This window comes from Methanobrevibacter sp., from assembly GCF_017432245.1.
Classification (GTDB): Archaea; Methanobacteriota; Methanobacteria; order Methanobacteriales; family Methanobacteriaceae; genus Methanobrevibacter.
The window spans coordinates 1-15,448 of the sequence record NZ_JAFRJO010000062.1; the positions used below are offsets into that span (position 1 = coordinate 1).

At 30.3% G+C, this 15,448-nt stretch carries 14 protein-coding genes; 3 read left to right on the top strand and 11 right to left on the bottom strand.

Going from position 1 to position 15,448, the window contains the following annotated elements:
• Together IJI80_RS05345 and IJI80_RS05350 are read right to left on the bottom strand one after the other, a co-directional pair.
• Positions 1-669 (bottom strand): putative RNA uridine N3 methyltransferase (locus IJI80_RS05345; RefSeq protein ID WP_292788277.1); only part of this gene is annotated, 669 nt, incomplete at its 3' end.
• Between the two features lie 236 nt (positions 670-905).
• On the bottom strand, positions 906-1,541 hold the full coding sequence (locus IJI80_RS05350) for an METTL5 family protein (protein WP_292788279.1): 636 nt from the start codon (positions 1,539-1,541) through the stop codon (positions 906-908).
• A gap of 73 nt (positions 1,542-1,614) precedes the next feature.
• Between IJI80_RS05350 and IJI80_RS05355 the strand changes: the two genes are divergently transcribed.
• Both IJI80_RS05355 and IJI80_RS05360 read left to right on the top strand, forming a co-directional pair.
• Positions 1,615-3,105 (top strand): acetyl-CoA carboxylase biotin carboxylase subunit, encoded by a 1,491-nt coding sequence (locus tag IJI80_RS05355; protein WP_292788281.1) that lies wholly within the window; start codon positions 1,615-1,617, stop codon positions 3,103-3,105.
• A 15-nt stretch (positions 3,106-3,120) separates the two neighbouring features.
• Entirely contained in the window at positions 3,121-4,038 is a 918-nt protein-coding gene (locus IJI80_RS05360; RefSeq protein ID WP_292788283.1) for a biotin--[acetyl-CoA-carboxylase] ligase, read from the top strand.
• Here the strand turns inward: IJI80_RS05360 and IJI80_RS05365 are convergent.
• The 9 genes from IJI80_RS05365 to IJI80_RS05405 form a co-directional block, all read right to left on the bottom strand.
• Positions 4,028-5,182, bottom strand: a complete 1,155-nt coding sequence (locus IJI80_RS05365) for a TIGR03576 family pyridoxal phosphate-dependent enzyme (RefSeq protein WP_292788285.1) — start codon at positions 5,180-5,182, stop codon at positions 4,028-4,030. The genes IJI80_RS05360 and IJI80_RS05365 overlap by 11 nt on opposite strands.
• A 4-nt stretch (positions 5,183-5,186) precedes the next feature.
• The gene (locus IJI80_RS05370) at positions 5,187-5,510 is read right to left on the bottom strand and encodes a hypothetical protein (RefSeq protein ID WP_292788287.1); all 324 of its coding nucleotides are present in this window, start codon (positions 5,508-5,510) and stop codon (positions 5,187-5,189) included.
• A gap of 94 nt (positions 5,511-5,604) precedes the next feature.
• The gene (locus IJI80_RS05375; RefSeq protein WP_292788289.1) at positions 5,605-6,126 is read right to left on the bottom strand and encodes a FumA C-terminus/TtdB family hydratase beta subunit; all 522 of its coding nucleotides are present in this window, start codon (positions 6,124-6,126) and stop codon (positions 5,605-5,607) included.
• Between the two features lie 188 nt (positions 6,127-6,314).
• A complete protein-coding gene (locus IJI80_RS05380; RefSeq protein WP_342765167.1) occupies positions 6,315-7,760 on the bottom strand; it encodes an energy-coupling factor ABC transporter ATP-binding protein in 1,446 nt (481 codons plus the stop codon).
• Positions 7,753-8,472 (bottom strand): energy-coupling factor transporter transmembrane component T, encoded by a 720-nt coding sequence (locus tag IJI80_RS05385; protein WP_292788293.1) that lies wholly within the window; start codon positions 8,470-8,472, stop codon positions 7,753-7,755. The genes IJI80_RS05380 and IJI80_RS05385 overlap by 8 nt, the downstream gene beginning before the upstream one ends.
• Positions 8,473-8,480: 8 nt before the next feature.
• A complete protein-coding gene (locus IJI80_RS05390; protein WP_292788295.1) occupies positions 8,481-9,062 on the bottom strand; it encodes an MptD family putative ECF transporter S component in 582 nt (193 codons plus the stop codon).
• Between the two features lie 50 nt (positions 9,063-9,112).
• Positions 9,113-10,858: an ABC transporter ATP-binding protein gene (locus tag IJI80_RS05395; protein ID WP_292788297.1), complete on the bottom strand. Its 1,746-nt coding sequence runs from the start codon at positions 10,856-10,858 to the stop codon at positions 9,113-9,115.
• Positions 10,858-12,648: an ABC transporter ATP-binding protein gene (locus IJI80_RS05400; protein WP_292788299.1), complete on the bottom strand. Its 1,791-nt coding sequence runs from the start codon at positions 12,646-12,648 to the stop codon at positions 10,858-10,860. Before IJI80_RS05400 ends, IJI80_RS05395 begins: the two co-directional genes overlap by 1 nt.
• A gap of 221 nt (positions 12,649-12,869) precedes the next feature.
• Positions 12,870-13,634 (bottom strand): AraC family transcriptional regulator, encoded by a 765-nt coding sequence (locus IJI80_RS05405; protein WP_292788300.1) that lies wholly within the window; start codon positions 13,632-13,634, stop codon positions 12,870-12,872.
• Positions 13,635-14,369: 735 nt separating this feature from the next.
• On the opposite strand from IJI80_RS05405, the gene IJI80_RS05410 reads away from it, so the two are divergent.
• A complete protein-coding gene (locus tag IJI80_RS05410) occupies positions 14,370-15,059 on the top strand; it encodes a class I SAM-dependent methyltransferase (RefSeq protein ID WP_292788302.1) in 690 nt (229 codons plus the stop codon).
• The last annotated feature ends 389 nt before the right edge of the window (positions 15,060-15,448 follow it).

A 15,448-nucleotide genomic window follows, 5' to 3' on the forward strand; every position in this document is an offset into this window, starting at 1 on the left:
AATAGCAATACTTTTACATTCATCTACTTTATGTTTTAATTCATCAAAAATAGAATCAATATAATCTCCATATCTTGTAGTTTCAACAACAAGATCAGGTTTAATTAATTTTAAGCTATTTTTAAGACTCTTATTAGAGGATATTACTTTATATCCCCAGTAAACGTCATCTGGTTTATCAGGTGTGACTATTACTTCTTTCTTAGCAATTTTAGTTATCTTAAAGTCAAAAATTCTTTTAACTGTAAGTTGCTCTTTACAGAATGCAAGTTTATCCATACCTATATCAACATAAGTTCCTTTCTTATTTCTCTTAACAGTGAAACCTTGCCTATAATCACCGACGTCAGGTTGATTATCAACAGGGTGATGAGGAGTCCTAAGCGGTGGAAGAATTCCAACATGCTTCAATTCAGGTTTTATAGGAAACGCTTTTTTCCTCAAGTATTGAGGAGTATTCATATAATCCAGAACTTCAGCAATAAAATCTCCATCAAGATCTCCATCTTCATTTTTATCATGATCATCATTGTAAATAATCACGTTATCTGCTTGAAAAATAGCTAAAGCTCTTCCTAAAATTCCAACTTTATAAGTACGAATTTTGAGATCTTTAGACTCAGAAAGAAATGAATTTGGAATAAATATAGATAGCTCATCTTTATACATTACCTTACATTATGTAAACTAAAGTATATAAAGATTACCCTACATTTATATAGCTATCACTAAATAGACTTACACATTTACAAAATATTATATCAATTATAATATCTGTAGCTCTTTTTATGCTACCAACTTTTTTATACTCAGAGAATATATTAATATTAAATATATGACAAGGAGTATATAAATGTATTGTTTTTCAATAGGAATAACTAAAAAAAATAGGATTTTTAGAAAAATTAAAAATTAATTAACGCTCTAATTACAATTACATCAACATTTTGATTTTCTTTTGTGTGAAAATCATAAATCTTTGGAATTGGAAACTTATATCTGAATATATGAGTAATTTTTAAATTATTTTCTTCGTAAAAATTAATTAAAAATTCTTCAGTTGAAGCCATATGAAAAGAATATAAAACATCCGGTTTGAGACTGCATGCCTTTTTGACAAAATTTAAATCTTCACCGCCTTTTGCTTTCCTTTGAGATCCGAAAGGAGGATTCTGAATTATAGTATCTACATCAAAGCACTCATTAAATTCATTAATATCACTTAATATAAACTCTACATTATCAACATTTGATTTATCGCAATACTCCATTGCCAAATTAATTGAATCGACATCAACATCCACACCACATGTCATATTTGCACCCATTAATGCAGATCCAATAGTAAAAATTCCAGTTCCGCAACCCAAATCTAAAACATTCCTATTTTCAATATCACCTAAAGAATCCGCATTCCAAATTAAATCGGCAGCTATAACTGAAGGAGTAGAATACTGTTCAAGTCCAATCTTCGGTTTTGGGTGGGATGGTATTGACTGAAGTTGCATTTCCAAATGTTTTTTGCGAGTAATTCTAATCATATTATCAATATATTTAATAATTATCTAATATATAATATAATATATTATAAAAAAATTACTTATGAGGTTTCACATGTTTGAAAAAGTATTAATTGCAAATAGAGGAGAAATCGCAATAAGAGTTATGCGAGCATGTCGTGAACTTGACATTGAAAGCGTGGCTATTTATTCTGATGCAGATAAAACTTCCCTATATACAAAATATGCTGATGAAAATTACCCGTTAGGAAATCCTTCACCGGCCCAATCATATTTGAATATAGAGAAAATCATAGGTATTGCTCTTGAATCAGGAGCGGATGCCATACACCCAGGTTACGGATTTCTAGCAGAAAATCCAAAATTTGGAGAAGAATGTGAAAAAAATGGAATTAAACTTATTGGACCTTCTGGAAAAGTAATTAATCAGATGGGAGATAAAATTACTTCAAAAGCTCTCATGAAAAAAGCAGGAGTTCCAGTAATTGAAGGTACACCTGAAGGTGTTAGTGATATTGAAGAAGCAAAAGAAATAGCTAAATCAATAGGATATCCTGTAATAGTTAAAGCATCCGCAGGAGGTGGAGGAATTGGTATGCGTGCAGTTTATGAGGAAGAAGAACTTGTACGTGCTATTGAATCTACACAATCCGTGGCAGCAACAAACTTCGGTGATTCTACTGTATTTATTGAAAAATATCTTGAACAGCCACGTCACATTGAATTCCAACTGCTAGCAGATGAACATGGAAATGTAATTCACGTTGCAGACAGGGAATGTTCCATTCAAAGAAGACATCAAAAACTTCTTGAAGAAGCTCCTTCCCCTATTATGACCGAAGAGTTAAGGGAAGAAATGGGAGGAAGCGCTGTTAAAGCTGCAGAGTATATCGGATATACCAGTGCAGGTACTGTTGAATTCCTGTATGATAATGGCAACTATTATTTCCTTGAAATGAACACACGTATACAAGTAGAACATCCAATCACAGAACTTGTAACTAACACTGATTTAATTAAGGAACAAATCAAAATTGCTGCAGGAGATGAATTAAGCTACCAGCAAGAAGACATTAAAGTATCAGGCCATGCGATTGAATGCCGTATTAATGCTGAAGATCCTTTAAATGACTTTGCACCAAATCCTGGAAAAATTACAGGATACCGGTCTCCAGGAGGCCCTGGTGTGCGTTTAGATAGTGGAGTTTACATGAATTATACTATTCCTACATTTTATGATTCCATGATTTCCAAACTAATCACATATGGAAGAAGCAGGAATGACGCAATTAATAGAATGAAAAGAGCATTAAGAGAATATGTCATTTTAGGTGTAAAAACTACAATTCCATTCCATAAAGCTATTTTAAGAAATCCAAACTTCCTATCTGGAGATTTGAATACACACTTCATTGACCAGCACAAAAAAGGTATAGATATGGAAATGATTAATGTAATCGAAGAAGATGCAGAATATGTGAATAAATTAAAATCCACATTTATGCCGGGTAAAAAGATAGCTGCAATTTCAGCTGCTGTTGGATCTTACCAAAATGCTATTAAAAGCCAGCAAATGCAAAAATAAATTGGAGATTAATTAATGAAAGACGAAATTATTAACTTATTAAAAAAAGAAAATAAACTTTCTGAAGAAACAATAAGTGAAATTAAAAATATTAATATTGATGATTTTTCCAATGTAGTCAAAGAACTTGGAAAAGAAGAAACTACATATATTAAGGCATCTGAAATTTCAAAAAATCTAAATACCAAATTCATTGGTAAAAACCTATTCATTTACAATGAAGTCAGTTCAACAAATACTGTTGCTAAATTTTTATCAATGAATAATGTCGAAAATGGAACCGTCGTAATCTCCGAAAAACAAACAAACGCAAGAGGAAGATCCGGCAAATCCTGGGAATCACCATTAGGTGGAATCTGGTTATCAGTTATCCTAAACCCTAGTGTTGACCATTCCAGATTGCCATTAATTACATTAGCCACTGGGGTTGCAGTAGCAAAAACATTTGAAAGAGTAGGCATTCCTAATCCTGAAATCAAATGGCCGAACGACATAATGATAAATGGTAAAAAAGCTTGCGGAATCCTAACAGAAGCCGTTGCTAAATTTAATACTATAGAAAACATCATTGTTGGTGTAGGTATAGATGCCAACTTAGATGTATCTCAATTCCCTGAAGAATTACAATCAGGCACTACAACACTTAAAGAAGAACTTAACAGAGATGGCGATGAAAATCTATTAATTAGCATATTCTTAGAAGAACTTGAGAAAATTATTGAACTTTTCCAAGATAAAGAATATGAAACTATCCTAAAAGAATGGAGAAAACGTTCATATACTATTGGAAAAATTGTTGAAGTTAGAGAACCCTTCAACACATACTACGATGCTTATGTCGTAGGAATTGGTAAAGAAGGAGCTCTAATTGTTGAAAAAATTGACGGAACCTTAGAAAAAGTAATTTCCGGAGAATGTATTATCAAAAACTAAATACAATCTCCCTGCATTCATCTTCATTAATAACTACTTCTTGTAGTTTATTAATTGAAGATTCTATTTTTTTACATAAATCTTTTAAATCCAAACCAAATGCATCATTTGTAGATAAATCAAATCTTATTGTAGCAGATGCACCAGGCATTGAAACAGCAGGAATTGTAATTATCCCATAATCTCTTAATAATATAAATGAAAAAACAAATGCCAAATCATTTTCAGATAAATTATGTTCAGCAGTTATTTCATTTGCTAAACCTTCAGGAGAAATCATGACTCCTGTAGGAGTAGTTTGAAAATTATCATATTTTGCATTTAACAATTCAAATAACTCATCTTTTCTAGAAAAGCTATTCAATAAATTTGTTTCATCGAAATTTTTAATACCATTCAACATTGCAAGAACAGCAGGCGGCTGAGCTTCAAGACCAAATTGGTGGACTTTAACTTTAATTTCATCGATTAAATCTTTCCTGCCAGCCATAAGTCCTCCTCTTGGACCTGGCATTAATTTATCAGTGCTGGTTATAGCAATATCAGCACCCAAATCACATGCTTTAGGCTGATTAAAGACAACAGTTCTGAGTCTTGCTCCAGACGCATCATCAACCATGACAGGAATATTCTTTTCATGAGCCATTTCAATAACTTTTCTGAATTCCTCTTCATCAATTACCTTATGGTCCATAGTTGAACCTGTTACAATGACCAAAGAAGTATTTTTAGGTATTGAAAACTCTTCAAAATTATCAGTTTCCGAATAATTGGCACCTACCAATTTACAGCTTCTTGGAATTGATGGATGTGCTGGCAATTGTGCAAGATAGTGTACAACATTTGAATTTTTACTAACAAGAGTTAAAATTGTAGCCAATATTCCTGAAGAAGTTCTGTTTAATGGAAGAATCTTTTCTCCACCCATATGCTCTTTTCCAACCTTTTGCAGTTCATCTTCAAAAATAGCCGGTCCGACATAAGTCTCTAAAAGACTAATTTCAGAAGGAGAAGCGATAAATCCTCCAGACAATCCAGTTAAATCAAATAATGATGACCTGCCTTTAGTCTCAATTATATTTTTAATAATTGAAAGGGCATTTTCTCTTTTTTTAACTTCTTCTAAAGAATTATTTATAACCATTTAATCATTCATCTAATTGGAATTTAAACTGTTCAAGTGACTCGATAACTGCTTTTAAGTCTTTTACAGAAACTTCTACAGTAGTATCCTGGTCTTCTTCAGGTATTTGATAAAAGTAATCTGCAAAAAGAACTTTACCTTCAGGATCAGTGTATAAATTTAAACCGTCAGTAAGTTTATCAGGATTTCTGTTTGGGAAGAAAATAGTAAAAGAAGTACCTAATTGATTAAAAAACTTTTCCCTTTCAGCATCATCTTTATTGCATTTTTTAATTTTCCTAATTCTAGATTTCAATTTTTTTTCTGCAGCTTCATTAATATCAGCCATAATTACACTTCCAAAAATATTATTAAAATTTCATATAAATTAAAATATACTATATAATGAAATAATATATAAGCATTAGCTTTTGATTTTAAAATCAGTCATATAGACTATTTCCGTGACTGTCCATTGCAACAATAAGTGGACCAAAATCTTTTACTTTTAAATTCCACATTGCTTCAGGCATTCCTAAGTCTAACCAGTCAACACTTTCAATTTCCTCAACAGCATCAACATATAATGCAGCACAGCCTCCTGTAGCTACAACATAAATAGCTTCATTTCTAACCAAAGATTCACGAACATTATCATCCATGCCGCCTTTTCCAATAACAATTTTTGGTCCCATGTCTAAAACATTACTTTGATATGGATTCATCCTCATTGAAGTTGTAGGCCCAATTGCAACCATTTTATAGCCATCTTCATTTTGAGATATGATTGGTCCAGCATGGAACAAAACTGCACCCCGAATATCTAATGGAGCTCCTTGTTCAAGAAGTCTTTTATGTGCCTGGTCTCTAGCAGTCAATATATTTCCAGTTAGGTAAACCACATCTCCTGCTTCAAGTTCTTTTAAGTTTTCATCTTTAATTGGAACATTTAATCTTCTTTCCATTTATACACCAATATAATATTTGATTATTAAAAAAAATGTAGTTATAATTATATAAAATTTTTAGCTTTAATAAATTTAATGGCATGAAAGAAGAAACAATAGTTAATTATGAATATCTAATGGTTGAAATGAAATCTATTAACAACCAGTTTAATTTACTCAGATATAACTAAAGATTAAATCTTAAATCAATTTTTTAAGAAAAAATTTTTTAATTTATCTTCATTTATTTTATAATTATCAATAATTTTTCCATCTTCCATATGTAGAACATGGGAACACACATCCATAATTAGTTCAAAATCGTGTGTGATAATAAATGAAGTAATGCCTAATTTTTGAAGATAAATTAAATTCTCACTAACTTTCATCATATTCTTCAAATCAAGCCCGCTTGTCGGTTCATCAAAAATCAAAATTTCTTTACCCGATGCAATGGCTGATGCAATAGCAACTCTTTGCTTTTCACCACCAGACAATGCCATAGGATGTGCTTCTTTTAGATGAATTAAATTTAAGTTTGTTAATATTTCCTCAGCACGACTAATATTTTCCTCACCCATACTTAACAATACTTCATCAAGTACGCTTTCAGTGAATAATTGGTGATTAACATCTTGCATCACCATATAAGTCTTTTTAAGCAAGTCCTTTCTTTTTAAATGAACATCACCCCAAATAATCTCCCCTTTACAAGACCTTTTAAGACCACATAAACAATTCGCAAAAGTAGATTTTCCAGCCCCATTTTTTCCAATGATGGCAATAATCTCATTTTTTGGGATTTTAACCCCATCAATATCTAATACTTGCTTTTTACCGTATTTAAAATTAAAATTTCTAAGTTCCATTAAATCTTGATTATTTGAATAATACCCATCATGATTAACATATAAATTTTCCAAATTTATTTGTCTTAAACCATAATCTCTATGATTTATAGATTTAAACTCATCAATAGACCATTTTTCAGTAATTCGCCCATTTTCAAGAAATAAAACTCGGTCTACAACATTATTTAAGAAGAACAGTTTATGTTCCGCAATAATTACTGTTTTTCCAGATTGTTTCCAATTTTTAATAATATCTTCCAAATCCCAACTAGATTGAGCATCCAAATTTGAAGAAGGTTCATCTAAGACGAATAAATCCGGAAAAACTGCAGATACTGATGCACATGCAATTTTCTGCTTTTCACCGCCAGATAATTTGAAAATATTTTTATCAAGAAGAGGTTGTATTTTAAAATCCTTTACGACATGATCCAATCTACTTTTTATTTCATCAACATCCATTGCAAGATTTTCACATCCAAAAACTATTTCCCCGGTTGTATCAACATTGAAAAATTGGGTTTTTGGATTTTGAAAAACAGAACCTACATATTTTGATATTTCATAAATGGGAATTTCATTTATTAAATTATCCTTCAAATACACATTTCCTTGTTTTGTTCCATTAAAGAAGTTAGGAATAAGTCCATTAATAATACGTGTTAAAGTTGTTTTTCCACAACCTGATTCTCCACAAAGTAGAATGACTTCACCTTCTTTAATATTTTGATTAATATCTGCTAAATTATAATTAGTTTCATTGTTATCATATGAAAATGAAATATCCTCAATTTTAAGCAAATAAAACACCTCCTAAAAAATAATATGCATAAATCCCTAAACCCATAAATGAAATAACTAATAAAACATAATCTATTTTATTCAATTTAACTTCTACAAAATGAGTTCTACTTATAGGATTGCTTAAACCTCTTGTTAGGGAAGCTGCAGATAGCTCATCTGCCGTTTTAATGGCATTGACTAAAATCGGAATCATATAAAATTCTATTAATTTTAATGGATTTTTCAATGATTTAGCATTCAAACCGAAACCCCTCATTTTCATCGCATCAGTTATTGATTTAATTTCCTCATAAACTGATGGAATATATCTGAAAATAACTGAAAGCGGAATAGTAATCTCTTTTGGGATGTTGCTTTTTTCCATTGAAGCTATAAATTCACTTACCTTTGTTGTTTGAATTGTATAATATCCCATCATTAAAATGGGTAACATTCTAGTGGCGGTATAACTAAACATTATCAGAAATATCGCGATTATCCCTGTTGCTGTTGGAAGAAGATAAATCTGAATATATTTTGCAAAAATATATATTAAAATATAACTTAAAGCAAGTTTAATACGATTTGAAAAGAATAAACAAATAAATGGAACTAAAACTAAAATTCCACTAATATATAAAGGTACTTCATTAAAAACCATGAAACTTATCAGAACCAGAATTATAATTTTAGTCCTTGGATCTAAATTAAAATTTAGTTTTAATCCCATAATATCACTTAAGCAATTCCTGCCTTTTTGAAATGTTTTTTCAAAACAATTTTTCCAATATATGCTCCTATTAAACCTACAATGAATGTTACTATTATTAACACAATTAACATTTCATTTGTTAAAAATGGTAAAATTACATTTACATAATCAGTTCCCATGGATGCACGAATTGATTCGACAAAATAATCTCTTAAAATGTAAAATGGCAACATATTACCAAATACACCTAATGAGAAAAAACCATAGCTAACAATTGAATTTTTAATAGATGTGTAGTTTCCCATTTTTAAAACTATGTCTGCGATTAATCCACAAATAGTGTAAACTACAATTGGAATCCAAGTGTGACCGCTTAAAAACATTACAATTCCCAAAATTAATCCCAATAATGTTACCATTCCAAATTTATCAACTCTAGTTAAAAACAACATATATGGAATTCCAGCAATCAATGCCGCAATGATTGGCAATCCAATCATCAATATAGGAATGTATCCCAACATTCCAAAAAGAAATATTAAAACTGTCAAAATCACCGCAAAAATACCTACAGTGATTAAATCTTTTACATTTATCATTTCACTCATAATATGACCTCCTATTTTATATTATATTAATGAAAATAATCGTGAAGAATTTATATTTGCCATTCTCCACTTAAGTTTTGTAAATCAACCATCTTTTTAAACAATCCATTATTCACCATTAGTTCTTCAGGTTTTCCTTGCTCTGCAATTTTACCATCATCTAAAACTACAATTTTATCAGCATTGGCTATTGTTCTCATTCTGTGAGCGATAATGATGACTGTTTTATTTTTAATCAACTCGGAGAGTGCTTTTTGGATTTTAGATTCATTTTCAACATCCAAAAACGAGGTTGCTTCATCCAATAAAATCACATTTGCATTTTTAAGCAAGGCTCTTGCAATTGAGATTCTCTGTCTTTGACCACCAGATAAAAGGTCACCATTTTCACCTATTATGGTATCATATCCATTTGGAAGTTTTAAGACAAATTCTTCGCATTCTGCAAGACGTGCAGCCTCAATCACCTCTTCATCAGTCGCATCTTTTCTTCCAACACGAATATTTTCTAAAATTGAATTATTAAATAAAATCACATCTTGAAAAACAATTGAAAAGTTTTCTAAAAGTTTTTCTGAATCCAATTTTGATAAATCTTGACCCCCAAGAGATACAGTGCCTGAAACTGGATCCCAAAATCTTGCAGCAAGTTTAGACACAGTACTTTTACCACCACCTGATGGTCCGACAAGAGCTGTAACTTCACCCTGCTTTGCGGTAAATGAAATGTCGGTCAAGACATCTTTTAAATCATCGTAATTGAAATTGACATTTTCAAATTCAACATCATAACTTTCTATTGAGTAATCAGCTAATCCACCTTCAACAACCTGACTTTCAATTTCTTTAGACCTAGTAATTTTATTATCCATCATGAATATTTCAGCCAAAAACATTAGCCCGTTTTCCAGAGGGGAATAAACTGTTGCAGAGGCTATCAAGAATATCAAAAGGGTAAAAATTGATATTTGTGAATTTACTATCAAATATGAACCTAAAAGAATAACAGAAACGATTCCTAAGTTTAATACAACTTTTCCTATTATAACCCCTGCTGCTGACATTAACTCTGCTTTAATCCTTGATTTTTCAATTGTTGAAGTTAAACTGCTGATTTTTCCAAAATACTCATCTTCATAATTGTAAGATTTCAAATCCCTAATTGATTCAATACATTCTTGCATAGCATCCCCACAATTAAGTAAATCAGCCATTACAATATCTCCACCCGTATAAATAAGTCTTTTGGAAATAAATAATATTATAAATGCAACAGGAGCCACCCATAAAAGTGCAATAGCTAATCTCCATTCAAATATAAACATTCCAATTGAAACAATACATAAAGAAACAATTGAACCTAACAATTGTGGAACTGCATGTGAGAATACATGCTCCAAATCAGTGCAGTCATTCATAATTGTTGCAGTTAAGTCAGCCAAGTCCCTGTTTTCAAAAAAGGATAAAGGTAGTTTTCGTAAATTCTCACCAAGATTAATTCTTCTGTTTTCACTTTCAACATATGTTGTATTGAATACGAAATGATATTGTTTCCATGCGAATGCAAAAATAATTCCTAAAACAATCAATATCAACACGATAAACATTCCAAGATTCGGATCGATTATTTCACCACCTGTCAACGGCTCTACCCACATGTAGATAAGCAGAGCATATAATCCGACAGGAAACATTAATGATATGTCCACAAGCGCAGTATAAATGATTCCTTTAATCAAATTATCGGAACCTGCTTTTGTAAGTCCGAATCGTTTAGAAAAAAACTCAGATAACATTATATCCCCTCACTTTTAACTTTCCATTGAATAGAACGGTTAAATTCATCCCACATTCTAGAGTACAGGCCTTCACCATCAACCAGACTATCATGATTGCCCTCTTCAACAATTCTTCCATTTTCAACCACAAAGATTTTATCCACATTTTTAACTGTGGACAGCCTATGTGCAATCATAATTACGGTTTTGTCTTTAGTGATTTGTGAAATAGCTTTTTGAATCATATATTCATTTTCTGGATCAGCCAGTGCAGTTGCTTCATCTAAAATAATGATTGGAGCATCCTTAAGAATTGCTCTTGCAAGTGCGATTCTTTGCTGCTGGCCTCCAGAAAGATATGTTCCTTCACTTCCAATTACTGTATCTATCCCATCTGGAAGCTCATCAATAATATCATCACATTGGGCTAAACTCAATGCTTTTTTAACATCTTCTCTTGATGCTCCTTTTCGACCAATTGCAACATTATTATAAATTGAATCTTTGAATAAAGTTGTATTCTGGAATACAAATGAAATATTTTTCATTAATTCTTTTGTTGAGATGTCTCTAACATCAACATCCCCCACTTTAATTGAGCCTTGATTAACATCCCAAAATCTTGGAATTAATGATGCAATTGTGGTTTTACCGCCTCCTGATGGGCCAACTAATGCAACAGAGTCATTTTCATTAATTTTCAAATTGACATTATTTAAAATATGTTCATCACTCTCAGTCGCTTCATAATCAAAGTAAACACCTTCAAACTCTATTGAATGATTTTTAGGTTTTTGAGGATTGCTTGTTTCAACTAATGGTTTTTCATTTAGAATGGCTTCGATACCATCTAAAGCATAACTTGCCAACATCCAATCTTGGGAAACTGTCATTATTTTATTCATCATCACCGCACAAATTGGAGTGAAAATAATATAAAACATAAAGTTTGCAAAGAATTTTACATCTACAAGTGAACCTGCAAGCAATATCCCCGCAGGAATTAATAATGCAAAAAATCCATTGATTGATACAGTAAAAGCTGTCATTGGAAGCTGAGTTGAAAGTGAGTATTCGGCTGAAAATTTTCCATATTTCTTAATAGCATTGATAAAATTTTTAAATGAATAAACACTTTGCTGAAATGCCTTTGTAACCGGAATTCCTCTTACATATTCTACTGCTTCACCATTCATTTCTTCAAGATATTTCTGATATTCTTCCATGATGTTTTGAGATTCTTTTGAAAACATAGGATACATGAATACAAAACATAATATAATTGGAATTAAACAGATTAATCCTAAAAGCCAATCAAAACTGAATAACAATATTAAAAATACAATTGGAGTTACAATAGCTCCAGTCAAATCAAACAATTGATGAGCCAGAAATGTCTCTGTCTTTGTAGTACTATAATCAATTACCTTTCTAAGACCACCACTTGTATGGTTTGAAAAATAACCTAAAGGTAGTCTGAGTAAATGATTTATAGCAGCATCTTTCATGTTCTTTTCATTTTTAAATGCAGATAAGTGAGTGCCCATTAAACCAAAAAAGTTTAAAATTATCCCCAATACCGCAAAAGTAAATGCATTAATCGCATAAACATCCAAGTTTTGAGCTTTTGTAAAATCAGGGGCAACTGCTAATAGGGCATTGACCACGTCCCATATATAAATAAACGGAACTAATAAACAAATTGCACTTAAAGCTGATAAAAACATGCCTAAAATTGTTAAATATTTATAGTTACCTGAATAATTTAATAACCTAATAAATTTATTTTTATTTTGAGTTTTTGACATTAATATCGCCTTAAAATATAATTTAGGTTTACCTAAAAATTTAAAATTGTGCTAAAAGGACAAAAGATTAATAATATCCTAAAAAAACAATTAAAAATAGTTACAATGTATTTTAATTAAAAGTAACTAGATAAACCAGTATTCAGTATAAAATATTATTTAAATTGATATATAAATATTTTTGAACTAAAAAGACAATAAATATACCAAAAGGACAAAATTTATTTTTTATACTCAGAGGGAGTGCATCCAACATAATCTTTAAAAGCCTGAGTAAATTTTGAAGGTGAAGAATAACCTACCTTTTTTGAAATTTCAGAAATAGTGTAATGATTATCTTCAATTAATCTACATGCATATTCCAATTTATATTCCTTCCTCCATTTGAAAATAGGCTTTCCATAAACTTTTTTAAAACAAGTTTTTAAAGTTGTTTTACTGATATTATGACGTATTGCAAGATCATCAATAGTAATTTTACTTTCCAAATCTTTTATTAACTCCTTTCTAACATCTTCAACAATTCTAACTTGTTGTTTGGTAATAGAAATATTTTCATGATGAACAAAATCAGTTATTGAGAAGAACAGCAATAGTTCAATACACTTTAATTTATAATAAGACAATTTAATTCTATTATCAACATTATACAATTCACCGATGACATGATCTATTTTATCATTTGAACGAAGCAGGACATACCCTTGAAACTTTTTTAAATCTTCATAAAACTCTACCAAATCAAAATTTGGAATGATTTGATTAATATACTCATTAGCTACATCAACATCTATAAAAATCTCTAAACCATTATAAAAACCTAAAGGAAAATCAGACAAGGTTTTAGTCAACTCATAGATGCTAATGCATAAATCACCCTTTCCAAAATAGATTATTCTATCATCACCTACACCATATGCATACCTGCCATCGAGACAATGATTTATTTGAAGCAACCTTGAGGAAAGCTTTTCTTCGACATACACTTCCTCATGATTTTGTAGGTTAATATCTATAAATGCCAGAACAATGCCTGGGAATAATGAATACGTTTCAAATTTACCATAATCCCCCAAATCGATGATTTTTTTATAATCATCCCCAGATATGGAAAAATCTGTGACAAAAACATCATCAAATAATCTGTAGAGACTTTCATTCATATTTTAAATTATATTCTTACTGCTATAAAACATTTCAATATATGATTTAAATTATTTTATTTAGGCATACCTAAAAATTTATATAATGTAAAAATAATAATTAATATTATAGCTAAAAAACATTTACCGATATTTGGCGTAGGATTCTATTTAATTTCCTCCATTGCATTTATAACATTATTTGCATTAGTATTAACTCCTTGAAAATAATACCTGCCCATATAAAAATAAAATAAACATCTTTTTAGTTATCCTTGGAATCCTATTGATTAATATTGGTATTGTTTTTTGGTTGTTTGCAATGATTAACTCAAAATAATCAGAAATATGAAAATTTGGTTACAACTGAAATTTATTGATACAATAATTATCCAATTATTCAACCTTTTTGTAAATAATGAGTGGGATAATAGTAATATATAGAAATATATTATTAATTATCTCACCATTGTTTGAGCATTTTTAACATTAATGATGAAAAATACAGAAGAATTGCTGAAGATATAGGAAATGAATTTATGAACTACTCAAAGAAAATTAACAGAATATGGTGATTTAATGGGATTTTTTGACAACATGCGTAAACCTCAAGGAAAACTAGGTAACATTCAACTAAAATCAATGAACAAAGAACACACCCCCGTTTCACTATGGGGATTGAAGCATTTGAATATCAACTCCGATGATATTATACTAGATGTTGGTTGCGGAGGCGGAATAAACATAAAACGAATGGCTAAAAATGCTAAAAAAGTCTATGGTATTGATTATAGTGAAGAAAGTGTGAAATTATCAAAAGAAGTTAATAAAAAATTAATCAATGAAGGAAAAGTTGAAATCATGAATAGTAATGTAAAAAACTTGCCATTTGAAGATGATACATTTGATATAGTAACTGCCTTTGAAACTGTTTATTTCTGGCCAGATATTGAAAAATGCTTTGGAGAAGTAAAAAGAGTCCTGAAACCGGGAGGAATATTTTTAATTGGAACAGAAACAAATGGTTCAAATAATTTCATGAGATTCTGGAAGCACTTTATCGATATGGAAATGTATGACGATAATGAAATCACATCTTTTCTGCGAAACAATGACTATGATCAAATTACAGTCTATTTAAGAGATGGAAAAAACAAAAAGGAAATCATCAAATCAAACGACAGTGAAAAGATAGTTGATGATAACTATAATAACGTGTCTATTTCAGACAGATTCCTGCAGTGGATGACAGTGACAGCAAGGAAATAAAAAATACTGACAAGAAACAGAAATTTACTGAATATATTCTAGAATTAACCAAAAAAATAGCTATTGATTATATCTAATTTAATATTATTTTTTTGACCAAATTTAATATTAACATTTGCTCCGCCGACAGGTATTTTAATTTTAACAAATTTAATATATCTGTTAATACTAATTTTTATATAAACATAGAAGAAAAAGTGTAGGACAAATTACCATGTCAAGTAGGGATATACTGCATTATCCAACACTTTTGATTTAACCTCTCCTGCTTCTTTAAGCCGGAGAATTCTTGCATAATAATGTTAAAATTATAAGGGAAATTTTTGATTAAAGATGTTGTTGGAAACATAATATATTTTTTAACATGACCTCGCATTAAACTATTCAAA

Excerpts from the sequence above, each read along its gene's own strand:
- IJI80_RS05395 (WP_292788297.1), bottom strand. The coding sequence starts at position 10,858 with ATGTTATCTGAGTTTTTTTCTAAACGATTCGGACTTACAAAAGCAGGT.
- IJI80_RS05375 (WP_292788289.1), bottom strand. The coding sequence starts at position 6,126 with ATGGAAAGAAGATTAAATGTTCCAATTAAAGATGAAAACTTAAAAGAA.
- IJI80_RS05360 (WP_292788283.1), top strand. The coding sequence starts at position 3,121 with ATGAAAGACGAAATTATTAACTTATTAAAAAAAGAAAATAAACTTTCT.
- IJI80_RS05355 (WP_292788281.1), top strand. The coding sequence starts at position 1,615 with ATGTTTGAAAAAGTATTAATTGCAAATAGAGGAGAAATCGCAATAAGA.
- IJI80_RS05400 (WP_292788299.1), bottom strand. The coding sequence starts at position 12,648 with ATGTCAAAAACTCAAAATAAAAATAAATTTATTAGGTTATTAAATTAT.
- IJI80_RS05385 (WP_292788293.1), bottom strand. The coding sequence starts at position 8,472 with ATGGGATTAAAACTAAATTTTAATTTAGATCCAAGGACTAAAATTATA.
- IJI80_RS05390 (WP_292788295.1), bottom strand. The coding sequence starts at position 9,062 with ATGAGTGAAATGATAAATGTAAAAGATTTAATCACTGTAGGTATTTTT.
- IJI80_RS05370 (WP_292788287.1), bottom strand. The coding sequence starts at position 5,510 with ATGGCTGATATTAATGAAGCTGCAGAAAAAAAATTGAAATCTAGAATT.
- IJI80_RS05410 (WP_292788302.1), top strand. The coding sequence starts at position 14,370 with ATGGGATTTTTTGACAACATGCGTAAACCTCAAGGAAAACTAGGTAAC.
- IJI80_RS05365 (WP_292788285.1), bottom strand. The coding sequence starts at position 5,182 with ATGGTTATAAATAATTCTTTAGAAGAAGTTAAAAAAAGAGAAAATGCC.
- IJI80_RS05350 (WP_292788279.1), bottom strand. The coding sequence starts at position 1,541 with ATGATTAGAATTACTCGCAAAAAACATTTGGAAATGCAACTTCAGTCA.